This is a genomic window from Larkinella fluvii (assembly GCF_051857545.1).
Classification (GTDB): Bacteria; Bacteroidota; Bacteroidia; order Cytophagales; family Spirosomataceae; genus Larkinella.
Genome location: NZ_JBPZHB010000015.1, coordinates 1 through 23,255, shown reverse-complemented (window position 1 = coordinate 23,255; position 23,255 = coordinate 1). Strand labels below are relative to the sequence as shown.

The following is a 23,255-nucleotide window of genomic DNA, read 5'->3' as shown; positions in this document are numbered from 1 at the left end:
ATAGGAACGCGGATTAGACGGATTGAACGGATTCGCGCAGATTAAAATCCGTTTTGATCGGTTCAATCCGTGTTCCTGTCCAAAAGTAAAGGGTTCTTAAAAACGCATCGAAGACATGAAAAATAGCTTATTCCGGAAAGTGGCGTATTTCGCCGTAACCATTGCGGTTGCCACGGCGGCAGGCTCAAAGGCCCATTCGCAAACCATCGAAAAAGAAATGCCCAAAGGCTTCGATCAGGTGCGCGAGGGCATTGCTACCGGCAAAATGGATTCGGTACAATACGAATCCAAAACCGTCGGCACCACTCGCAAGGCCCTGATTTACACCCCGCCAGGGTATTCGAAAAAGAAAAAATATCCGGTGCTGTATCTGCTGCACGGCATCGGGGGCGATGAGAAAGAGTGGCTCCGGGGGGGCAAACCGCAGGTGATTCTGGATAATCTGTATGCCGAAAACAAACTGGAGCCGATGATTGTGGTCATGCCCAACGGCCGCGCCATGAAAGACGACCGCGCCGTAGGCAACGTCTTCGACAAAGACAAAGTGGAAGCGTTTGCGACGTTTGAAAAGGATTTGTTGACCGATCTGATTCCGTTTGTAGAGAAAAAGTATTCTGTCCTGAAAGACCGCGAACACCGGGCCATTGCCGGACTGTCGATGGGCGGAGGGCAATCGTTGAACTTTGGTCTGGGTAATCTGGACCGGTTTGCCTGGGTGGGCGGTTTTTCGTCGGCCCCCAATACGAAAAAACCGGAAGAACTGGTGCCTAACCCGGAGGAAGCCAAAAAACAGTTGAAACTGCTCTGGATTTCGTGCGGGGATGCCGATGGACTGATCACATTCAGCAAACGCACCCACGATTACCTCTACGAAAACAAGGTTCCGCACGTGTATTACATCGAACCGGGCGTGCACGACTTCAAAGTCTGGAAAAACGGGTTGTACATGTTTTCCCAGTTTCTTTTCAAACCCGTCGATGTGGCGTCTTTGACAAAATTTACGATTCTGGGTACCCCCGCTTCGACCAACATCCGGTCCGCGAAATACCCGCAGATTCTGCCCGATAACCGGGTTGTTTTTCGGGTCAAAGCGCCGGAAGCTCAGAAGGTGCAGATCGATTTGGGTAAAAAGTACGCGATGGTAAAAGACACGAGCGGTTTCTGGACCGTCACAACGGATTCCATCAGCCGGGGTTTTCATTATTATTCCCTGCTGATTGATGGCGTTGCGGTGGTCGATCCGGCCAGTGAAACCTTTTACGGCATGGGACGGATGGCGAGCGGCATCGAAATTCCGGATCGGGACGGCGGGTATTACGCCCTGAAAGACGTGCCACATGGCGAAATCCGGATCAAACGCTACCTGTCAAAAGCGTCGAATGCCTGGCGTGAAATGTACGTTTACACCCCACCGGGTTATGATCAGTCGGCGGAGAAATACCCGGTTTTGTATTTGTTGCACGGCGGGGGCGAAGACCAGCGCGGCTGGGCCACGCAGGGCCGAACGGGTATGATTCTGGACAACCTGATTGCTGACAAGAAGGCAAAACCGATGGTGGTGGTGATGCTGGACGGCAACATGCCCAACGCGGGCGGTCTGGCCGGTTTCAACGAAAACGTCCTGCGCATGTTTGAAAATGAGTTAAAAGTAGGCGCCATTCCGTTTGTCGAAAGCAACTTCCGGGTGGCCACCGACGCCAAAAACCGGGCGTTGGCCGGACTCTCGATGGGCGGTTTGCAGACGTTGTACGCGGGCATCAAGAACACCGATCTGTTTTCGTCGCTGGGCGTGTTCAGTTCGGGCTGGTTTGCCAACAATCCCAAGCTGTCGGATCCGCAGTACGAATTCATGAAAGCCAATGCCGCAACGATCAACGGCAATCTCAAAAACCTCTGGATTTCGATGGGCGGCAAGGAAGATATTGCGCATCAGAACAGCCAGGTCATGCTGAAAAAGTTTGATGATCTGGGCATCAAATACCAGTACAGCGAGTACGCGGGCGGACACACCTGGCCCGTCTGGCGGCACGATCTGTTTGGCTTTTCGCAGGTGCTGTTCAAGTAAAAGGGCGTTTCAGAACCGAGATGCCGCAGTTTATTTTTTAACCTTATATGACTATGATGAAACGAGCCTACACAACGCTAGTGCTGACAGCCCTGATGGGCTGTTCACTAACCACCTTTGCCCAAACCAGCGGGGGCAAAAATCCAATTTCGCAGCCATTGGTATCGCATATTTACACGGCTGACCCTTCGGCGCACGTTTTCAACGGCAAAATTTACATCTATCCCTCCCACGACATCGATGCGAAAGACGTTAAAGAAGATGACGAAGGGGGCCACTTTGCGATGCGTGACTACCATGTGCTGTCGATGGATAAGATTGGCGGGGCCGTCAAGGACAATGGCGTCGCTCTCGACCTGAAAGGTGTCCCCTGGGCCGGTCGCCAGCTCTGGGCACCCGATGCGACGTACAAAAATGGAACGTATTACCTGTATTTTCCAGCCAAAGACAAACAGGATGTTTTTCGCATCGGGGTTGCCACCAGCAAAAGCCCGACCGGGCCGTTCAAGGCCGAACCGGAGCCTATCAAGGGGAGCTACAGCATCGATCCAACGGTATTTCAGGACTCCGATGGCAAAGCGTATCTGTACTTTGGAGGCATCTGGGGTGGGCAGTTGCAACGCTGGGACAACAACCAGTATAACCCGAAAGGGGCATTGAAACAGAAAAACGAGGTAGCTTACCTGCCCCGCGTTGCCCGGCTGAGTGATGACATGAAGTCCTTTGCCGAGCCGGTTCGGGAAGTGCAGATTCTGGATGAAAACGGCAAACCATTTCTGGAACAAGACAACGACAAGCGGTTTTTCGAAGCGGCCTGGCTCCATAAATACAACGGCAAATATTACTTCTCGTATTCGACCGGCGATTCGCATAATCTCTGCTACGCCATCGGCGACAATCCGTATGGGCCGTTTACGTACAAAGGTCTGGTGCTGAAACCCGTTCTGGGCTGGACCAATCACCATTCCATCGTGCAGGTTGATAAAAAATGGTACCTATTCTACCACGACGTGCAGCTCTCCGGCAAGACCCACCTTCGGAATGTGAAAGTAACCGAACTGACCCATAATCCGGACGGAACGATTAAAACCATCGACGCTTATAAGTAAGATACTTGAAACAAAACCTGCAAGGTCTTAAAGACCTTGCAGGTTTCATTCATCGTACAGGTTTCATCATCAGCCACTAACCTATTTTGACCATGCGTAAACTAAGCTCCTGTGTGTTGATTGCCTTGGCGGTCGGCTTCGTGGCCCCCGAAAAAGGGCTAAAGGATTATTACAAAGACTATTTTCCGATTGGCGTGGCCGTGAACCCGCGCATGGTGCAGCCCGGCCCGGATGCGGAGTTGATCAAAGCCCAGTTCAACAGCATGACGCCCGAAAACGCCATGAAGATGGGGCCGATTCATCCCGAAGAAAACCGCTACAACTGGAAGGACGCCGACGCCATCGCCGACTTTGCCCAACAAAATAGCATCAAACTGCGGGGGCATACGCTCTGCTGGCACAACCAGACACCCCGCTGGTTTTTCACCGACTCAACGGGTAAAACCGTGAGCCGGGAAGTGTTGCTGGCTCGTCTGAAACGGCACATTACCGACGTCATGGGCCGGTATAAAGGGAAAATCTATGCCTGGGATGTGGTGAATGAAGCCGTTCCTGATACCGGAAAAAGCCTTTACCGCCCATCGAAATTCTACGAGATCATCGGCGAGGATTACATCGAGAAGGCATTTCAGTTCGCCCACGAAGCCGACCCCGCTGCGCAACTCTTCTACAACGACTACAACACCGAAAATGCCTCGAAGCGGGAGCGGATTTACCAGTTGCTGAAGAAACTCAAAGCGAAAGGTGTTCCCATCGATGGGGTGGGTTTACAGGCGCATTGGTCTATTTATGAGCCTACCAAACAGGAGTTGGAGGAGTCCATTACCAAATTTGCCAGCCTGGGGCTCAAAATCCAGTTCACGGAGGTCGACGTGTCGGTGTACCCCAAAGAACACGAGCGTCGTGCCAGAAAAGAGACGGACAAAAGCGAATTTACACCGGAGATGAACGACAAACAGGCTGCACATTATAAAATGCTGTTCGAGGTATTCCGCAAGCACCGCGACAAGATCACGGGTGTTACATTCTGGAACCTGAGCGATAAGTATTCCTGGCTGGATAACTTCCCGGTTCCGGGCCGCAAAGATTATCCGTTGCTGTTCGATCAGAACGGCCAGCCGAAGAAAGCGTATGAGCGCGTTGTACAATTCTAGACGATTATCAACGATCCTGTACGTAGTTGTGAGGGCTTTACTTGTCTTTAGGCAGTCGAATGCTTCCTTTGACAAGTAAAGCCTTTGCTCCATTCACTTCACTCCGTTTGTAGACGAATCGCTGTCTGCTCCTGACGGGGCGCTGCGCCTGGCACCCCGGTACATCCACGGCCCACGCACTCCGAATTAATGGTTCAAAGGGATCACAGAAGCAAGTAAAAAAGCCACGGCCGTTTCTTCCCTACAAATGAAGACTACACGCAGAACATTTATACAAACCGCCGTCGGGATCGCCGGGGCGGCCACGTTGGGATTGACGGTCAAAAAAGCCAAACCGCGCCTGGCATTTTCTACCTTGGGTTGCCCGGCCTGGCCGTTGTCGAAAATCGTCAAAACCGCCGTTGCCGAAAAGTACGAAGCCATTGAAATCCGGGGATTGGAGAAGGAGATGTTCCTGCCCAAATGCCCGGAGTTCAGTACGGCCATTGCCGAAACACGCCGGTTGTTTGCAGATAACAATCTTAAAATCTGTAATTTAGGCTCGTCGGCCAATCTGCATTGGATGGATGCGACCAAACGGCAGAAAAACATGGACGAAGCCAAACGCTTCATCGACCTGGCCCGGCAACTCGCCTGCCCGTACGTCCGGGTTTTTCCCAACGATTTACCCAAGGATCAGGATCGGCAGCAAACCATCAACCTCATTAGCGAAAACCTGCTGGAGCTGGGAACGTACGCCAAAGATGCCAACGTAACGGTGCTGCTGGAGTCGCACGGCGAGGTGATTTGGAAAGGCGTTTTGCTTGAGATTATGCAAAAGGCCGCGCATCCAAACGTTGGGCTGATCTGGGATATTTTCAATATGTGGTCCATTACCAAAGAGCCACCGGCGGAAGTGTATCAGACGCTCAAAAAATACATCCGTCATACCCACATCAAAGATGGTCGTATGGTGGCCGGAAAACCCGCCTATACGTTTATTGGCAAAGGCGAAGCCCCGCTTCAGGAAGCGATCGATGCGTTGAAAGCGGGCGGTTATTCTGGCTATTACAGTCTGGAATGGGAAAAAATGTGGCATCCCGAAATTGCGGAGCCGGAACTGGCCTTTGCTGATTATCCGAAAGCCATCCAGCACTATTTTTAGCCATGAAACACCCCGTAGCCACCGCCACGAATAAACCGGGAAACCGTCGTTCAGCCCGTCGGTATGCGCTGCTGGGGCTGTGGTTACTCAGTTGCTGCGTAGCCTCTGCCCAAAGCCGCGATACCCTGCAACTGGCCCAACGCATATTGCCCCACGCCCAGGTTGAAATCTATAAACAGACCGGACCAACCGATTTGCGGGCGAGCATCGTTTATCCACCGGATTACCAGCCGGGGAAAACATGCCCGGCCCTCGTTTTCTTTTTTGGGGGTGGCTGGGTCCGCGGGCGTGTCACCCAGTTTGAAAAGGCCTGTCATTATTTTGCCGACCGGGGCATGATCACGATTGCGTTCGACTACCGGGTTTCGAGTCGGCAAAAAACCACGCCGTTTGAAGCCGTGCAGGATGCCCGATCGGCCATGCGCTGGGTGCGCAAAAATGCCAGCCGATTGGGGATTCAACCGGATCGGATTGTGGCGGCTGGCGGGTCGGCAGGTGGTCATCTGGCCCTGGCGACGGCGGTTTTGGACCAGATCGACGAACCGGGTGAAGATCAGTCGGTCAGCACCAGACCCAGTGCCCTGGTTTTGATGAATCCGGTTACCAAAACAACCGTGGGGGGCTATGGCTACGAACGATTGGGCGACCGGGCAGAATCCCTTTCGCCCGTGGCGCACATACGGCCCGGAATACCGCCCGCTATTCTTTTTCATGGCGAGGCCGATACGACGGTGCCGATTCAGAACGCAGAAGAATTTTGTGAACGAATGCAGGCCGCTGGCAACCGTTGCGAATTGCACCGCTTTGCCGGACAGAAACACGGTTTCTTTAATGCCAATCAGGAACTCAATCAACAGATTATCGACTTGACGGACCAGTTTTTAACCCGACTCGGCTATCTGCTCCCCAAAACCAACACGAAATAGCCCTATTTCCTGAACCATCCTATGCAGAAAAGACTACTGGCCCTGGGAGGCTGTCTGGCGTTTAGTGCCGCGCTGGCTTTTCAACTGGCAGCCGTTACGACCGACTGGTCCGAATACAATGGCGATGGCGCCCGGAGCCATTATTCTCCACTCGACCAGATCAATAAAACCAACGTCAAGCGGTTAAAAGTAGCCTGGACGTATGCGTCGGGTGGGGCCGATACGTTGCGCAATCGCACCCAGATGCAATGCAATCCACTCATTATCAATGGTGTTATGTACGGCGTGTCGGCGAATACCCAGGCATTTGCGGTGGAAGCCGCTACGGGCAAATCCCTCTGGAAAACGACCCTGACCGATAACGGCGGCACCACCAGCCGGGGGGTTACGTACTGGGCCGATGGAACCGACCAACGGATTTTCTTTGGAGCCGGGTCGTGGCTGCACGCGCTGGATGCCCGAACGGGCAAACTCATCGATGGTTTCGGCGATCACGGACGGATCGACCTGAAAACCGGCATCGAGCGACCCGGCGCCGATCACTACGTGGTGTCCAATACGCCCAATACGATCTACAAAAACCGCATCATCGTCGGCGCCCGGTTTTCGGAAAGCGAAACGGCTTTGCTGGGCGATATTCGGGCGTTCGACACCCGGACGGGCCAACTGGTCTGGACGTTCCACACGATTCCGATGAAAGGCGAACCCGGTTACGAAACCTGGTTGCCGGCCAATCCGCGCCAGCGGATTGGGGCGGCTAACCCCTGGATGGGGATGGCGATCGACCGCGAGCGGGGCATTCTTTATGCACCGACCGGCTCGGCGGCTCACGATTTTTACGGAGGTAATCGGAAAGGCAATAACCTGTATGCCAATTGTTTACTGGCACTCGATGCCGCTACGGGCAAGAAGCTCTGGCACTATCAGCTCGTTCATCACGACATCTGGGACCGTGATCCGCCCGCTCCTCCCAATCTGCTCACCATCACGCAAAAAGGCTCCGACGGGCGGCCCCGAAAAATCGACGTGGTGGCCCTGGTAACGAAGCAGGGCTTTACGTTTGTGTTCGACCGCGTCACGGGCAAACCTATTTTCCCGATCAAGGAAACGCCTTTTCCCCAGGAAGCGGTTTCGGGTGAGCGGGCGAGCCCAACCCAGCCCATTCCGCAGCGACCCGCCCCGTTTGCCCGTCAGTCTTTTACCGAAAAAGAAATCAATTCATTTGCCGCCAACCGCGATTCGCTGGTGGACGTGCTGCGGAAAGCCAATACGGGTCCGTATGTTCCGCTGACGGGTAAGATGACGGTTTTTTTTCCGGGAACCGACGGCGGGGCGCAGTGGGGCGGGGCGGCAACCGATCCCGAAGGTATTCTGTACGTACCGTCGAAAGAAGTGCCGGTTTATACGTCGCTCATTCCCCGTCAGCAGCCGTCGCCAAACGCGGGTCAGCAAGCCGTGGCGGGTAACGCGCAGTATCAGTTGTATTGCTCGGCCTGCCACGGAACGGACCGCAAAGGCAACCACGATGGCTCATACCCGTCGCTGGTGCAGGTGAGCAACCGGCTTTCGCGCGATCAGGTGGTGCAGGTGTTGTTGAAAGGGCGGGGCATGATGCCTTCGTTCTCGCATATCTTGCCAGCCGAGCGCGACGCTGTTGTCGATTTTCTCTTCAACAAAACCGTAGAGAAACCGGTCGCTTCAACGCAAAAAGCGGTGATTCCCTATCAGCATACGGGCTATAATCGCTGGTACGACCGCAACGGCTATCCGGTTAGCAGTCCGCCCTGGGGTACGTTGACGGCGATCGACCTGAACACGGGCGAACATCGCTGGCAGGTGCCGCTGGGCGAATACCCCGAACTCAGGAAAAAAGGCGTACCGATAACCGGAACCGACAACTACGGTGGTCCCCTGGTTACGGCGGGCGGGCTGGTGTTCATTGCGGCCAGCCGGGATGAGAAATTTCGGGCGTTCGACAAACAGACCGGTCAGGTGGTTTGGGAAATGAAACTACCAGCCGCCGGGTATGCCACGCCCAGTACCTACGTGGTCAATGGCAAACAGTACATCGTGATTGCCTGTGGCGGGGGCAAACTCAACACGCGCTCCGGTGATCGATACGTGGCGTTTTGCCTGAGCGACTAGGAGATGATCGACTAAAAAGCCGTTAAAAAACCATTTCGTACTAAAAAATAATAAAATTTTTCAATAGCCTGTAAGTAGTCGGTTGCGTCTAACTTGTCTTGTAGGTGAAACGGGAAAGTATTTTTCCCGGAAGCACTTTTACATTTTTTAGTTATGGTGCAAACCTCTTCTGCTTTTCAACAGCCCGACGAACCCAATCGAATCGAACCCAACGTGGATCAGGACTCCCATTCCCCGCGTTCGCCGTCCAATGATGACGAGTTGTTTATTCGAAAGACGTTGCTGGAGAACCCTCAATTGGGCGTAGAACTTTTATACAAGCGATATTACCAGCCGCTTTGTACCCATACCGTACGGTTTGTGGGGTCGCGTCAGGTAGCAGAAGACCTGGTTTCCGAAATTTTTTATCAGTTTTATTCGGAGGGCCTATTCGATCATATCACGACATCGTACCGGGCTTATCTCTTCAGAACCGCCCGAAACCGGGCTTACAATTACCTGCGCTGGGACCTGAGCCGGAAATCACCGCTGGAGGAAGCAACGCCCTTACCCATCCAGGAATTTCGGCAGCCTGACGCCATCACCCAATACGAGGAATTGTGTCAGGATGTCGAAAAAGCCATCAACACCTTGCCGCTGGAACGCCGAAAAATCTACCTGCTTTATCAGTTTGAGGGCCGGAAGCTGCGTGAGATTGCAGATGACCTGCAAATTTCGGTACGAACGGTAGAAGTTCAGGTGTATCGCGCCAGTCAGGCCATCCGAAAGCTCCTGAAAGACAAATGGTTATTGATAACGGCCGTCGCTTTGTTTTGGCCGGTCTAATGGTGGGGCTGCGTATCGTTTCTGTCAACTTAGAAATATGACCTATCATGAATATCCCCATTACGAAAACGCTCCTGTTCGATTACTTTAACGGGAATGCGTCGGCACTTCAAAAACAGACCATTGACGAATGGGCGAAGCAACCCGAAAACGAAGAGTTTTTTTACAAAACGCTGGCTGAATGGGAGCTTACGCATCCTCAGTACCTGGTGGATGTTTCGTCAGCCATTGAGCGGTATCACGACTACCTGGCCCAGAAACAGGACGAGCCGTCCGTGAAAGCGATGCCTACTGAGCCAACCCCCTTTCTGATCCGGTTTTCGGGCTGGTACCTAGCCGCTTCCGTTTCGATTTTACTGCTCATGGGCTGGTGGTTTCGGTCAGAACTGGTTAATCAAACCTATGCCACCGAACCGGGTCAAATCCGGAGCTGGGTGCTGGACGACGGGAGTCGGGTAACGCTCAATGCCAACTCCGTGCTGAAAGTCCCCCGGTTTGGGTTGAAATGGGTTCTTCCGGGTCAGGAAAACCGGGAAGTATACCTGACCGGCGAAGCGCAGTTTTCGGTAACACATACGCAGGATAACCGACGCTTCATTGTCAAAACGCCCAACGGACTGGATGTGGTGGTATTGGGCACGGAGTTTACCGTGTCGAGCCGGCAGAATCGGATGCAGGTGGTTTTGAATCAGGGAAAAGTGGTGCTGCAACGGGAGACCAACCAGACGATGGCTCCCATTGTTTTGACGCCCGGTGACGTTGTAACCTTGGTCGATGAAAAAATCCAGCGGAAACACGTAGCCGATCCGGAGCGGTTTTCGGCCTGGAAAGACGAGCTGTTTGTGTTTGACTCCATGCCGCTGAGTCAGGTTGCTCAACTCCTGCGCGACAATTATGGTCTGCACGTTTCCATTCCTGATCCGGCGCTGGCGCACGAAACGGTTTCGGGTTCGTTCAAAGCGAAGAATGCGGATGAACTGCTGATTTCCTTATCAAAAGCATTGGACATTCAGGCCGTACGTCGGGGTAAGAAAGTGACTTTCTCGGCCCGGGCCAACGATTAAATCTGCCTCCTTGTACATCCTAATACCCTTTTTCAATGAGAACATTGATATACCTTAAATCGCTGCTGGTATTGGCGAACCTGTCCTTTTCCGTTTGCCCGGCCCAGACATTAGCAACCTCCCGTATTCAGCAACGTACTCATGAACAGAAAACCGCTCCGGTAAAGCTCAGTCAGTTGCTTCGGGATATAAAGAGCCACTACAGTGTCGATGTGCTCTACGCCGACCGGGTAGTACGGCACATTCAGGTGCTGCCCTCCACTGTTAACTGGAGCCTGAGTCTGGAACAAAATCTGACGAAACTCTTACAACCGCACAACCTGGCATTCTCCAAACAGGGAAGCGGGTCTTACGTCATTTTCGCTCTGCCGAAAGAAGCCAAAACCGCTCCCGCTCTGAAGCTGCTACCCGAAATGCCGGAGGCTGGTCGGCTGGAAATGCTTTCCGTACCCGCCAGCGATAACCACCCGGCGATTCACCGACCGCTGGTTGCTGAAACTGCCCCGAAAGACGTACCGATTTCGGGCAACGTCACGGATGAAAAAGGCGAAGGCTTGCCGGGCGTGAGTGTCGTCGTGAAGGGTACCCAACGTGGGGCAACGACCGATGTAAGCGGGAAATACAGCCTCAGCGTGCCCAATGTGCAGGCTACACTGGTGTTTTCGTTCGTCGGGTACGTATCCAAAGAAATAACCGTAGGGAATCAAACCCAGATCAATGTTTCGCTGCAAACCGACACCAAAGCATTGGAAGAAGTGGTCGTGGTGGGCTACGGCACCCAGAAAAAAGTAAATATGACCGGAGCCGTTTCAACGATCGATCTGGCAAAAGTGGCCGAAAGCCGGCCCATCACCTCTGTTTCGTCCAGTCTGTATGGCCTGGCCCCCGGCCTGTCGGTCAACCAGGGAAATGGCCGACCGGGTGGCGATGGTGCTTCGCTGCTGATCCGGGGTTCGGGTACGCTGAACAACGCCAGCCCCCTGGTGATTGTCGATGGGGTCGAGTCGAACATGAATAACCTCAACCCGCAGGATATTGAAACGGTTTCCATTCTGAAAGACGCGGCATCGGCGGCTATTTACGGGTCGCGGGCGGCCAATGGCGTGATTCTGATTACGACCAAGAAGGGCAAGGAGGGAACGATGAAGATCAACTACAATGGCTATGTAGCGGCTCAAAAAGCCACCCGTCTGGTTGAAACCGTCAGTGATTATGTCCGGCACATGGAACTCTACAACGAGTCTCAGCAGAACACGACGCCCGGTGTTAGCCCCATTTTCCCGCAGTCGTCGATCGATCTGTGGAAAAACGACGCCGGAAAAAATCCGTTGATGTATCCCAATACCGACTGGCGTGACCTGTTTGACCAAAATGTGATCTCACAAAACCACAATGTGTCGATCAACGGGGGCACCGAAAAGATCAAGTTTTTCAGTTCGTTCGGATATTTGAACAACCCCGGTATCATCGAAAATACGGGCTTTCGGCGGTATTCGGGTCGGGTGAATCTGGAAGCCAAAGTAAAACCGTACCTAACGCTTGGTTTGCTGGCCAGCGGCACCAACTCCAGCACCGATATTGGCACCGATGCGCTCGACAACAACAGTGCCTTCCGCTGGAGTGCGTCTACGTCGCCCGCGATGGTCTACCGCTCCCCCGACGGACGCTACGGTGCTTCCAACAGCCCCGATGGGAGTGGGGTCACGAACAACGCCCTGGCAACGGTCAACGCCCGCAAAGGCGATATCAACCAGAATCGGTTGGCTACCCGCTTCTTCGGTGTTTTCAATCCCGTGAAAGGTCTGACGCTGGAAGGCTCGTTCAATTACGAACAGACGGGTTATCTCAAAGAACAGCAACCGGTTTTTTTAGATCGCTGGAGTTTCCGCACCAACAGCATTGTGGTGGCCGGAACGGGTCGTACATATGCACTGAACCGCAGCGAACAGACGGCCCGGAAGTATATGGATGGGATTATCCGCTACCAAACCACGTTTGGCAACGGACTGAATCTTCATGCGATGGTTGGCGCAAGCCAGGAGTACTACAAATCGTCGTGGTTTGAGGCCCAAAAATATGACCTGACCGATCCGTCACTGACCGTATTGAATGCCGCTACGATTGATGCCGATGCATCGGGTACGGCCAGTGACTGGGGAATGAACTCCTATTTCGGTCGGCTGAATCTGGGCTGGAAAGAGAAATATTTGCTCGAAGCCAATGTCCGTTACGATGGCTCATCGCGCTTTAGAGCCGGGGATACCCGCTGGGGGATGTTCCCTTCGATTTCGGCCGGTTGGCGGATTTCGGAAGAACCTTTCCTGAAAGGCATCGATTGGCTGGATAACCTCAAGTTGCGGGCCTCCTACGGCGCCCTGGGCAATAACAGCATCGGGAACTACGATTACCAGGCGCTGTATGCGTCGTCGAACTACGTCCTGAACGGTACATTGCAAACGGGCTTTGCCCAAACGGCCATTGCCAATTCCATCATCACCTGGGAGAGTACCTACGTGACCAACCTCGGTTTCGACTTTGGTTTCTTCCGAAACCGGCTGTCAGGCTCGCTGGAACTTTTCGACAAGGACACCCGCAACATTCTGATCAACCTACCAGCCCCTAATGTGCGTGGTACAGCCTCGCTGCCGCAGCAGAATGCGGCCCGCGTGCGGAACCGGGGCGTCGAGCTGGCCCTCAACTGGAATGACCGGATTGGAGAGGTCAGGTACCAGATTGGCGGGAACATGGCCTTTATCAACAACGAAGTAACGAAGTTCAAGGGCGATGAACGGACCATTTCGAACGAAAACCTCTTGCAGGAAGGACTGCCGGCCAACGTCCTGTTCGTACTGGCTACGGACCGGATTCTACAGACGGAGTCGGATATGGCACTGGTTCAGCAACTGATCGACAAGGCACCCGTCAACGCTTCGGGGCAGAAAGTGAATCCGTTTGCGGCATTCGGTACCCCCAAACTGGGCGATTTGCTCTACAAGGACCTGAATGGCGATGGCATCATCAATAACGACGACAAATACGTGGTGGGATACGGTACATCCCCCCGGTTTACGTACGGGCTAAACTTCGGACTTCAGTGGAAAGGCTTCGATTTCTCCTGCCTGTTGCAGGGCATCGGCGGTTTTAAGGATTACTGGCTCGACGACTGGCGGACACCCACCCCGGCTAACCTGTATTTAATCAACAAAGAGGTGGCCGACGGGCGGTGGACACCGGGACGTACCGATGCCAGCTATCCGCGGTTACTGTTGTCTACCAATACGATTAACCGGGTTATCAGTGATTTCTGGGTTGTCGATAAATCGTATCTGCGGGTGAAAAACCTCCAGTTCGGCTATCGATTACCAAAGTCAATTACACAAAAAATGGCGCTTGAAGGGCTTCGGGTCTATTGCAGCCTGGAAAACTTCCTGACATTGACCAATTATAAAGGTTTCGATCCGGAGATTCAGGGCGGTAATTCGGGCATTGATAGCTTTAACTACCCGACCATGAAACAGTCTACCCTAGGCTTAAGCATTGATTTCTAAACCAGAACCAACCATGAAACGATCGATACAATTCCTCCTCTTCATCGTACCGCTGGCTCTCCTGACCGGTTGTGTTCAGTTGGATACCGTACCCTACGACCGCATCAGTTCCGAGACCTTCTGGCAAACGCCCGAACACGCCAAACAGGCCATCATGGGCGTGTATGGCGGCCTTCGTCGCGATGATTTGTACGGCAAAAAGTACATGCACGATAACATGGGTGGCCTGGCCTTCGGATGGCAGGAAAACGGCTACCTGAGCTTCATGCTGGGTACGGCTACCGAACAAACGACGTATATCGGCAATTTCTGGCGGCATCAGTACGATGAAATTCAACGGTCCAATCAGGTAATTCGCCGGGTGCCGGACATGCCGGTGGATGATGCGGTTAAGAAACCGGTTGTGGCCGAAGCGAAATTCCTGCGGGCGCTCCACTATGCCGAACTCCTCAGCTATTTTGGTGGGGTACCGCTCTACGACGAGTCGGTGGATCTGAACGCAGATTTCAATAATCTGAAAAAACCGCGTAGTTCGGTGGAGGAAGTGCGTGCTTTTATTGTGAAAGACCTGACCGAAGCCATCGTGGACTTGCCGGTTGCCTGGCCGCAAGCCGAATACGGACGGGTGACTAAAGGCGCGGCTTATGCCTTACGGGGTAAAGTATATCTATATGCCAAAGACTGGAAAAACGCCATTGCCGATTTTGAGGAAATCGTTTCTAACAAGTCGAACAATTATGGCTATGCGCTTTACCCCAGCTATGCCGACCTCTTCAAGCTGGCGGGTCATAAAAGCAATGAGATCATTTTTGCCGTCCAGACACTCGGTGGGGTTGGTCTGGAGTATGGCATCCCCTATGCCTACAATACCGGTTTCAGAGGCTCGTTTGGCGGGGGGAACTTTGGTATACCGACCACGGAACTGGCCGACAGTTACGAAAACAAAGACGGTTCCCGGTTTAACTGGAATGACGTTATTCCCAAATTCAATGAAGACAATGCCGTCAAACGGAAAGCCTTTTGGGCGACGCATACCAATGGCAAGCTGACCTCCATACCTGATACGGCTTTGCTGGGCAAAATCTACCGGGGTCGTGATCCGCGCATGAATGCGGCCCTGATTGTCCCGTATTCCCATCACCTTGGTTTTGTAGCCAATCAGGTCCGGATGTTGCAATTTGTGGTGGCGGCCGGGGTGAGCGAAAACTTCGGGCAGTGCCGCAATAATTCGGGCTGGTTCACCTACCTGTGGCGCAAGTTTACGCCGGAAGGGAACGAAAATGGAGCCATGAGCGTCCGCGAACACACGCCGTTTAACTTCCCCATTATCCGGTATGCCGACGTCCTGCTGATGTTGTCGGAAGCCTACAACGAAGACGGGCAACTGGCGAAAGCCATTATCGAACTCAACAAAGTCCGGACCCGCGTCAAAATGCCGGGTCTGAACAGTGGCCCTGCCGTGCTGGCAGTCACCACCAAAGCGCAGCTATTCGACCGGATCGTACACGAACGAAAAGTGGAACTGGCGGGTGAAGGCCATCAGTTCAGCGATGTTCGGCGGTGGGGAATTGCGAAGGCGCAACTCGATGGTACGGTGATCCGAAACCTGTTTGGTGAACCGCATTTCGTCCGCAAATTCACCGATCGCGATAACCTGTGGCCCATTCCCCGTACCGAAATCGAAATGAACGCGGCCCTGACCCAGAATCCGGGCTGGTAAGCAAGCCAGAAGCGGAACGGCGGCCCTGAACCAGCTTCTGGCCGACTTCAACTATGATGCGCATTTCCAGAAACCGATTCGGGTAGAACACCTGCCGCCGGATGCTTATCTGTTACGGGTGATGCCGGACCAGGATGTCCGGCACCTGAAACTTCTGAAACAGTAACCGCCAATGATGCGCTACACGATTGTTTTTTTGTTGGTATTCGCCTGGGAAACCGGGTTTTGTCAGGCAAAGCGAAATCTGCTTACCGGGAATTTTTCGCGCAAACAGATCAGTACATCGGTCGTGAAGGGGGCTGAATGGGTAGACTTTCCGGCCTATCGTGACCGGCAGGGCTGGGCCAGCCTTTCCGACGCGGTGAAAACCCAGGCCATCCGGGAAGGTGAAAAATACCTTGGCTATGGCTGGCCCCTCACGAAGGCATCGCTTTACCTGACCTACAGCCGAACCGGCAACCGCGAGGCCGCCGATACGGTGAATCGGGCTAAGCTCGATGCGTTGCGGTCGCTGGCGTTGGCCGAACTGGTCGAAGGCAAAGGGCGGTTTCTGGACGATCTGATCAACGGCGTGTTTGCCTACTGTGAACAAACCGTCTGGAGTTCGCCCGCCCATTTTTACATGTACGGGTACGAAGGCCAGATTGCCAACATCACCACGCTGTTGCCCGACAAAAACAACCCGATCATTGACCTGGTGACGGGCGATACGGCCGCTGATCTGGCCTGGATCTGGTACTATTTTCACGAGGCATTCGATAAGGTTAGCCCCATCATTGCGCAACGACTTGAGCAGGAATTACGCGCCAAAGTGCTCGAACCGTTTTACCAGCGCAACGATTACTGGTGGATTACAGGCTGGGGCGAGGGCCGGGTCAATAACTGGACGCCCTGGTGCAGCTACAACGTGCTGACCTGCGTGCTGCTGCTGGAAACCGACCCGCAGAAACGCGAAGACGGTATCTACAAAACCATGCAGGCCGTCGATCTTTTCATCAATTCGTATCCCGAAGACGGCGGGTGTAGCGAAGGACCGGGCTACTGGGGAGCGGCCGGGGGACGCATGTTCGATTACCTGTCGCTGTTGCAAAAAGCCAGCCGGGGCAAAATTGACATTTACGAGAACGAACTCGTTCGAAATATGGGGCGGTACATCTACCGGGTCTACGTCAGCCAGGGCGAATACTACGTTAATTTTGCCGATGCCCAGGCAAAACTCCGTCACGATGGCGGACGGATCTACCGGATTGGTAAAGCCATTCAGGACCCGGTCATGCAGGGGTTTGGGGCGTATGTACTGAACAAAACCAGTCCGGTCGAAGCAATGTTGGGTGGCCGGTTGGGGAGTAATCTGGTGAATCTGTTCAGTCCCACCGACTGGCGTACGGTTTCTCCGGCGGAACCGTTGTTGAAGGAATACTATTTGCCGAACCTGGACGTAGCGATTGCCCGCGAACGCGAAGGTTCCGCGCAGGGATTTTATTTCGCGGCCAAAGGCGGCCACAACGGCGAACAGCACAACCACAACGACGTGGGTTCGTTCATCCTGTTTTATAACGGCAACCCGGTTCTGATCGATGCGGGCGTAGGCACATACACCCGCGAAACGTTCAGCAAAGACCGCTATAAAATCTGGACGATGCAGTCCGACTACCACAACGTCCCGCACATCAACGGTTTTGCCCAGCACGAGGGGCGAAACTTTACGGCCCGGCACTCGATTTTCTCCCCCACAAAAACCGGTGTTCGCTTTTCAACTGACATCGGCGGAGCCTATCCGAAAGAGGCCGGGGTAAAAAGCTGGGAACGCGCCTATGAACTGGAACGCGGTAAAAAGTTTGTCGTCAGCGATGCCTACCAATTAACGGCCCGAACGGGCGAAACCCGGCTCCATTTTCTGACCACTTTGCCCAGCGAGCAACCCGAACCCGGCGAACTGGTGCTGAAGGGCAACGGGTTTGACCTGCTCATGCACTACGACCCGAAAACCCTGTCGGCCACGGTCGAAAAAAAGGAGATCGACGATCCAAAATTGAATCGGTCGCTGGGTAATGTCGTGTACCGCATCGTGCTGGAAATGAAATCAACGGCTTTGGCGGGGAAAAACACGTTGGAAATCGTAGCCAGGGAGAAATAAATGAGAGCCATGAAACCAGTCATTCTCCCGATTTTGCTGTGCATCAGCCTTGGTCTGACCACGTTCGTACGGGCGCAGGACGACCTGGCCGTATTGCCATACTGGAAATACTACAATGGTCAGCCGGGCGCGCTCTACCGGCATCTGTGTGAACAGGCCTTCGGGCAACTGGAACAGCGCAAAAAGGCGGTTCAGGCGTTGAGAACGCAGCAGGACTGGCAGAAGCGGCAAACCGTGGTCCGGCAAAAATTGCAGGAAGCTTTTGGTGCCTTTCCCGAAAAAACACCCCTCAATCCGGTCGTTACCGGTAAACTCGAACGGGATGGCATCACGGTCGAAAAACTCTACTTCGAGTCCCTGCCAAAGTATTACGTAACGGCGGCCTTGTTCATGCCTGCGGGAAAACGCGAAAACCTGCCAGCCATCGTATTTTGCAGTGGGCACGGTGCGCCAGCCTTTCGGAGCGGGGTCTATCAGCAGATGATTCTCAATTACGTCAAAAAAGGCTTTGCGGTTTTGGCCTTCGACCCGATCGGGCAGGGTGAACGAATTCAATACGAAAAAACGGAAGGAAGACGATTTGCCGGACTTAAACCCACGCTGGAACACTCGTATCCCGGCGCGCAATCCTTTGTGGTCGGCGTAACACCGGCGATGTATTTCGTCTGGGATGGCATCCGGGCTGTGGATTACCTGCTGACCCGCCCCGAAATTGATGCTACGCGGATTGGCGTAACGGGCCGGTCGGGGGGAGGCACGCAAAGTGCGTATCTGGCCGCGATGGATCCCCGGATTCGGGCGGCTGCGCCGGAGTGTTATCTGACGACCTACGATAAACTGTTGCGTTCCAACGGGCCGCAGGACGCCGAACAAATCCTGACCGGGATGCTGGCGAAAGGGCTGGATTTGGGCGATCTGGTCGAAGTGCGCGCTCCGCGTCCGACGCTGATGGTGACGACCACCCGCGATATGTTCAGCATGGACGGTGCCCGCGAACTGTTCGACGAAGCCAAAAAGGCGTATAAAGCCCTCGGTGCGGAGTCGAATCTGGGCATGGTCGAAGACGATGCTCCCCATGCTTCCACGCAAAAAAACCGGGAAGCGACGTACGCTTTTTTTCAGAAACACCTCAACAATCCCGGCTCCAGTGCCGATGAAAACATTCCGGCGTTTCGGGCTGAAGAACTCAATGTGACGCCGACCGGCAACGTATTGACCGCGCTGAAAGGCGAAACCCTGTTTTCGTTGACCCAAAAGCGGGCGTCGGCAGTTGCTCCCCAAAGTATTGCTGGTAACTCATCGCAAACTCTTGTCAAACACGTAATTGCGTTGACAGGGTACACACCGCCGACCTTGGGCGAAGTGATTTTTTCGGGTAAGTTTCCGCGTGATGGATACAATCTGGAGCGGTATTTAGTGAAAGGGCCGGGAGCCTATTACCTGCCGGTTCTGTGGTTTAAACCGGAAAAAAGTACCGGTAAAACCGTGCTTTACATCGACTCGAAAGGCAAAGCCGGAGCCGCACAAAAAGGGAATGTGGCCGAGCAATTGGTACAGGCCGGTTACGACGTGGTGCTGCCCGACCTGAGCGGAGCGGGTGAACAGGCCCAGGCGGATCTGCCCGGTGGTGATTCGGAGCTTGACAGCACATCGCTGAACCTGTGGTTTGCGGGTATCCTGACCCGCAAAAGTCTGGTCGCCGTTCGGATGGAAGAGATTCAGTTGCTCACCGAATTTATTAAAAGGAAAACCGGCACTACGACGGTTTCGGCGGTGGGTGTCGGCACGTTTGTGCCTGATGTTCTGCACGCTACCCTGCTGACACCGGCCATCGGTCGGCTGGCGCTGCTCAACGGGTTGGGCACGTATCGTTCCCTGATCGGGCAGGAGCAGTATCTGCCCCGGTATGTACCGTCGGTTGTGGCCGGAGCCATCAACACCTATGATCTCCCCGATCTGGTAGCGGCCCTCACGCCCCGTTCCGTCTGGCTGGCCGGTGTCGTGAATGGAGCCGGGCAGCCGGTTTCTACATCGGAATTGGAGCGATTATATCCGTCGAAGGGAAAACACATGATCCTGTCGTCAACGGCTGAACGTGCTGCGTTGCTGGCGTGGTTGGGACAGGAAAAGTAAGCCTGTAAAGCGGGCACGGATGGTATCATTCAGAAGTCTCTTTTAACGGCGATCGACCGGAGTGGCAAAGGAAACAAGAGCGGGTTAACCAATTTACATACAGAATACTAACTTTTTTCGATATGCAACGCAGAGACTTCTTAGCAACAACCCTGGCTGCTGCTTCGGCCTCGTCACCCCTTTTCGGTTTGTCGCAGACCGTCCATGCCCCGGCAGCGAATACACTCAGCGAACCCGCCCGCGATATTCCCGTGGTCGATGCATTTGACGTCATTGTTTGCGGTGCCGGGCCCGCCGGGGTGGCAGCCGCCATTGAAGCCGGACGTACCGGAGCGAAAACCCTGTTGCTGGAGGTACACGGTTGTCTGGGTGGCGTCTGGACATCGGGTTGCCTGACGTGGATTATCGATAATAAGAACAAGAAAGGACTGGTGGCCGAAATCAAGGACGGGCTTCGGCTGAAGAAAGGAGCCGCCACCGTTCCGACTGGTAATACGTTCTCGTTCGACGTCGAACAGATGAAAATACTGTTGGAAGAATTATGCCTGAAAGCCAACGTTACCGTCCGGCTTTTTACCCGGCTGGTATCCGCATCCACCCAGAATGGCCGGCTAACCCACATCATTACCGAGTCGAAGTCGGGACGGGAAGCCTGGGGGGGCAAAGTGTTCATCGATTGCACGGGCGATGGCGATCTGGCCGCTCGGGCAGGTTGCCAGTTCGACTATGGCGACAGCGCCAGGCAGGGGCAACCGATGAGCATGCTTTGCCTGATTTCGGGCGTTCGGTATAACGAAATTAAAGCGTTTATCCGCGACGAAGCCGATAGCAAAATTGGCTCTCCCTCCAAAAAACGGCTGGAAGAAGCCATTATCAAGGGCGGTCACAAACCTTCCTATGCCCGGCCCAGCCTGCACCCGATCTACGACGATTTGCACATGCTGATGGCCAATCATGAATACGGTTTTAATGGAACCGATGCCCGCCAGGTGACCGAAGCAACACTGAAAGGGCGGGCCGAGGTGCATCAGATTATTCAGAGTCTTCAATCGCTGGGTGGGCCGTGGGAGAATCTGCGGCTGATGGCCACGGGTGAGCAGATTGGCGTACGGGAAAGCCGCCGGATTCATGGGTTATACACGGTTTCCCGTCTGGATTTGATCAAAGGATCGCGGTTTGAGGATGCCGTTTGCCGGGTTACGTTTGGGGTGGATGTGCATTCGGTCAAAAAGGAGGATGAATCCACGACGGCCTACAACCGGGGTACCGCCAGCAAACCGTACGATATTCCGGTGCGGGCGTTGATCGCCAAAGATGTGCAGGGGCTGATGATGGCGGGTCGTTGCATCAGTGGCGATTTTGTGGCCCATTCGAGCTACCGGGTCACGGGTAATGCCGCCTATATGGGCCAGGCTGCCGGTCGGGTGGCGGCACTGGCGGCCAAAAAGAACCTATTGCCGCAGGATGTAAACTGGTCGGAGGTCAAGTGGTCGGTAGAGTAGAGAGGTTTTTGAGACATTACGAGCCTGTTCTTCGTGCATTCACGGTCTTTATTTCCAGATAATTAGCCGAATAATCATGGATGCGGCTGTGATGATAACAATGCCTGCAACGTCGAGCAGCAACCCGGCATTGCGCATATCAGCCGCACGGATCCGCCCACTTCCAAACACGATCGTATTGGGCGGGGTGGCTACGGGAAGCATAAACCCGAGCGACGCAGCCAGCGCGGCAGGCACCATCAGCATCAATGGGGGCAGGTGGGTTACTTTTTGAATGGCTATCAAAATGGGTAGCACCAATTGGATGCAGGCAACATTGGAAGCCAGTTCGCTAATGACACAAACGATAACGCAAATGCCGGCGATAACAACAAGGGGGGACGCATCCTTTAAAAAAAGCAGTTCCTGTGCCAGCCAGGAGCTTAGCCCCGACTGATCGCAGCCTTTTGCCAAAGCAAAACCACTGCCCAACAAGAGGATGATGCCGATCGGAAGTTTCTTCGCTTCTTCCCAGCTCATCAGCATTTTTCCTTTCTCATTTTTCGAGGGGATTAGAAATAGCAACAATGCCATTCCGATAGCCACCGTGCTATCCGTAATGAACGATGCCTGTGTCCCTAAAAGACGGCTCCAGCCGGTTATATGAAAAGAACCAAAATCAATATCCTTTCGGCCAAACCACAAGTAGGCGGTCATCACAAAAACCGTAAAGACGATCTTTTCTTCAAAAGCCATTTTGCCCAATTGCCGCAGGGAGGCAACGAAGTAACTGCGGTCAAAAACCACTTTTTTTGCATGGCGTAGAAAGGAGAACTTAAGAATAAAAAACGCTGCGGTCAACAAGATTACGGCAATAGGAAAAGCCAGCACAAACCAACTGACAAAGTTCATGTCATGGGCATCCTGGTAAGCATCTACATATATTTTGTAGAAAGCGAGATTTGTGGCCGTTCCCACCAAAGTCGCCATGCCACCAATGGATGCCGCGTAAGCAAGCCCCAGCAGCATGGCTTTGGCGATCGCATTTTTTTGAAAAGGAGATAGGTTGTGTTTTTCCACCTGAATGATAATGCCCAGCACCGCAGAGAGCATCATCATGACGGTAGCCGTATTGGACACCCACATCGAAATAAAAAAAGTAGCGCCCATCACGCCTGCCAGCATGGTGGCCGGGTTGGTGCCCAGTTTCGATAAAATGGACAAGGCAATCCGCTGGTGCAGGTTCCACCGTTCAATGGCAAAAGCGAGCAGCACGCCCCCAATAAATAAAAAAATGGTTTGATCCATATACTGGGCCGCCACCGTTTGCGAATCGGCTATGCCCAGGATCGGAATCAGGATGAAAGGGAGTAAGGCCGTCACGGCCAGGTCGGTTGCTTCGGTGAGCCACCAAATGGCCACCCATACGGTCACCGCAGCCATTCTGGTAACCTCGGGATGACCCGGGTTTAAGTCAGCAAAAAATAAAACCAGAAAAAACGCAATGGGTCCGGCTAGTAGCGCACTAAGATGGGCAGGTTTCACGGAATTTCGGTTCAGACCGTAAAGCACGTCAATAATTCGGTAATAAAGCGCTATTGTTTTGAACTTAAACTGAAAGAAGGAATGGGTGAAAACCTGATGAAGAGAATGATCTCAAAATCACCCTTTACGTATAAAATGGATCAATACCAAAAGTTGTGGATCATCTTGGTTTAAGCATATAACTGAGTTAGTCTGTAAAGGAAAAATTCCACATTTCTTACCCCTCTGAACTGGGCCCGGAACGCTTTGATTTTGGCAT

Annotated in this window: 14 protein-coding genes; 13 read left to right on the top strand and 1 reads right to left on the bottom strand. The window is 53.6% G+C overall.

Going from position 1 to position 23,255, the window contains the following annotated elements; translation table 11 throughout:
- Positions 1-217: 217 nt before the first annotated feature.
- The 13 genes from ACS5NO_RS29850 (at position 218) to ACS5NO_RS29790 (ending at position 21,472) form a co-directional block, all read left to right on the top strand.
- A complete protein-coding gene (locus ACS5NO_RS29850) occupies positions 218-2,065 on the top strand; it encodes an alpha/beta hydrolase-fold protein (RefSeq protein WP_439418596.1) in 1,848 nt (615 codons plus the stop codon).
- A 95-nt stretch (positions 2,066-2,160) separates the two neighbouring features.
- Positions 2,161-3,174 carry a glycoside hydrolase family 43 protein gene (locus tag ACS5NO_RS29845; protein WP_439418595.1) on the top strand — a complete coding sequence of 338 codons (1,014 nt, stop codon included), beginning with the start codon at positions 2,161-2,163 and terminating at the stop codon, positions 3,172-3,174.
- A gap of 92 nt (positions 3,175-3,266) precedes the next feature.
- Entirely contained in the window at positions 3,267-4,328 is a 1,062-nt protein-coding gene (locus ACS5NO_RS29840) for an endo-1,4-beta-xylanase (protein ID WP_439418522.1), read from the top strand.
- A gap of 247 nt (positions 4,329-4,575) precedes the next feature.
- A complete protein-coding gene (locus ACS5NO_RS29835; RefSeq protein WP_439418521.1) occupies positions 4,576-5,472 on the top strand; it encodes a sugar phosphate isomerase/epimerase family protein in 897 nt (298 codons plus the stop codon).
- A gap of 2 nt (positions 5,473-5,474) precedes the next feature.
- A complete protein-coding gene (locus tag ACS5NO_RS29830; RefSeq protein WP_439418520.1) occupies positions 5,475-6,398 on the top strand; it encodes an alpha/beta hydrolase in 924 nt (307 codons plus the stop codon).
- Between the two features lie 21 nt (positions 6,399-6,419).
- Complete coding sequence (locus ACS5NO_RS29825; RefSeq protein WP_439418519.1) at positions 6,420-8,543, top strand: outer membrane protein assembly factor BamB family protein; 2,124 nt, start codon at positions 6,420-6,422, stop codon at positions 8,541-8,543.
- A 153-nt stretch (positions 8,544-8,696) separates the two neighbouring features.
- Positions 8,697-9,368, top strand: a complete 672-nt coding sequence (locus ACS5NO_RS29820; RefSeq protein ID WP_439418518.1) for a sigma-70 family RNA polymerase sigma factor — start codon at positions 8,697-8,699, stop codon at positions 9,366-9,368.
- Between the two features lie 47 nt (positions 9,369-9,415).
- The gene (locus ACS5NO_RS29815) at positions 9,416-10,432 is read left to right on the top strand and encodes a FecR family protein (RefSeq protein WP_439418517.1); all 1,017 of its coding nucleotides are present in this window, start codon (positions 9,416-9,418) and stop codon (positions 10,430-10,432) included.
- Positions 10,433-10,467: 35 nt separating this feature from the next.
- Positions 10,468-13,980, top strand: coding sequence for a SusC/RagA family TonB-linked outer membrane protein (locus ACS5NO_RS29810; protein WP_439418516.1), 3,513 nt, complete (start codon positions 10,468-10,470; stop codon positions 13,978-13,980).
- 13 nt (positions 13,981-13,993) lie between these two features.
- Positions 13,994-15,700 carry a RagB/SusD family nutrient uptake outer membrane protein gene (locus ACS5NO_RS29805; RefSeq protein WP_439418515.1) on the top strand — a complete coding sequence of 569 codons (1,707 nt, stop codon included), beginning with the start codon at positions 13,994-13,996 and terminating at the stop codon, positions 15,698-15,700.
- A 175-nt stretch (positions 15,701-15,875) separates the two neighbouring features.
- Positions 15,876-17,837 (top strand): heparinase II/III domain-containing protein, encoded by a 1,962-nt coding sequence (locus ACS5NO_RS29800; protein WP_439418514.1) that lies wholly within the window; start codon positions 15,876-15,878, stop codon positions 17,835-17,837.
- 9 nt (positions 17,838-17,846) lie between these two features.
- The gene (locus ACS5NO_RS29795) at positions 17,847-19,970 is read left to right on the top strand and encodes an alpha/beta hydrolase family protein (protein ID WP_439418513.1); all 2,124 of its coding nucleotides are present in this window, start codon (positions 17,847-17,849) and stop codon (positions 19,968-19,970) included.
- A gap of 122 nt (positions 19,971-20,092) precedes the next feature.
- Positions 20,093-21,472: an FAD-dependent oxidoreductase gene (locus tag ACS5NO_RS29790; protein ID WP_439418512.1), complete on the top strand. Its 1,380-nt coding sequence runs from the start codon at positions 20,093-20,095 to the stop codon at positions 21,470-21,472.
- 48 nt (positions 21,473-21,520) lie between these two features.
- Here the strand turns inward: ACS5NO_RS29790 and ACS5NO_RS29785 are convergent, their stop codons facing one another.
- The gene (locus tag ACS5NO_RS29785; RefSeq protein ID WP_439418511.1) at positions 21,521-22,996 is read right to left on the bottom strand and encodes an SLC13 family permease; all 1,476 of its coding nucleotides are present in this window, start codon (positions 22,994-22,996) and stop codon (positions 21,521-21,523) included.
- Between the last annotated feature and the right edge of the window lie 259 nt (positions 22,997-23,255).

What these genes read in the sequence shown, in the direction of transcription:
- ACS5NO_RS29835 (WP_439418521.1), top strand. Translation starts at nt 4,576, where the DNA reads ATGAAGACTACACGCAGAACATTTATACAAACCGCCGTCGGGATCGCC.
- ACS5NO_RS29795 (WP_439418513.1), top strand. Translation starts at nt 17,847, where the DNA reads ATGAAACCAGTCATTCTCCCGATTTTGCTGTGCATCAGCCTTGGTCTG.
- ACS5NO_RS29850 (WP_439418596.1), top strand. Translation starts at nt 218, where the DNA reads ATGCCCAAAGGCTTCGATCAGGTGCGCGAGGGCATTGCTACCGGCAAA.
- ACS5NO_RS29825 (WP_439418519.1), top strand. Translation starts at nt 6,420, where the DNA reads ATGCAGAAAAGACTACTGGCCCTGGGAGGCTGTCTGGCGTTTAGTGCC.
- ACS5NO_RS29845 (WP_439418595.1), top strand. Translation starts at nt 2,161, where the DNA reads ATGGGCTGTTCACTAACCACCTTTGCCCAAACCAGCGGGGGCAAAAAT.
- ACS5NO_RS29790 (WP_439418512.1), top strand. Translation starts at nt 20,093, where the DNA reads ATGCAACGCAGAGACTTCTTAGCAACAACCCTGGCTGCTGCTTCGGCC.
- ACS5NO_RS29840 (WP_439418522.1), top strand. Translation starts at nt 3,267, where the DNA reads ATGCGTAAACTAAGCTCCTGTGTGTTGATTGCCTTGGCGGTCGGCTTC.
- ACS5NO_RS29805 (WP_439418515.1), top strand. Translation starts at nt 13,994, where the DNA reads ATGAAACGATCGATACAATTCCTCCTCTTCATCGTACCGCTGGCTCTC.
- ACS5NO_RS29820 (WP_439418518.1), top strand. Translation starts at nt 8,697, where the DNA reads ATGGTGCAAACCTCTTCTGCTTTTCAACAGCCCGACGAACCCAATCGA.
- ACS5NO_RS29815 (WP_439418517.1), top strand. Translation starts at nt 9,416, where the DNA reads ATGAATATCCCCATTACGAAAACGCTCCTGTTCGATTACTTTAACGGG.
- ACS5NO_RS29800 (WP_439418514.1), top strand. Translation starts at nt 15,876, where the DNA reads ATGCGCTACACGATTGTTTTTTTGTTGGTATTCGCCTGGGAAACCGGG.
- ACS5NO_RS29810 (WP_439418516.1), top strand. Translation starts at nt 10,468, where the DNA reads ATGAGAACATTGATATACCTTAAATCGCTGCTGGTATTGGCGAACCTG.
- ACS5NO_RS29830 (WP_439418520.1), top strand. Translation starts at nt 5,475, where the DNA reads ATGAAACACCCCGTAGCCACCGCCACGAATAAACCGGGAAACCGTCGT.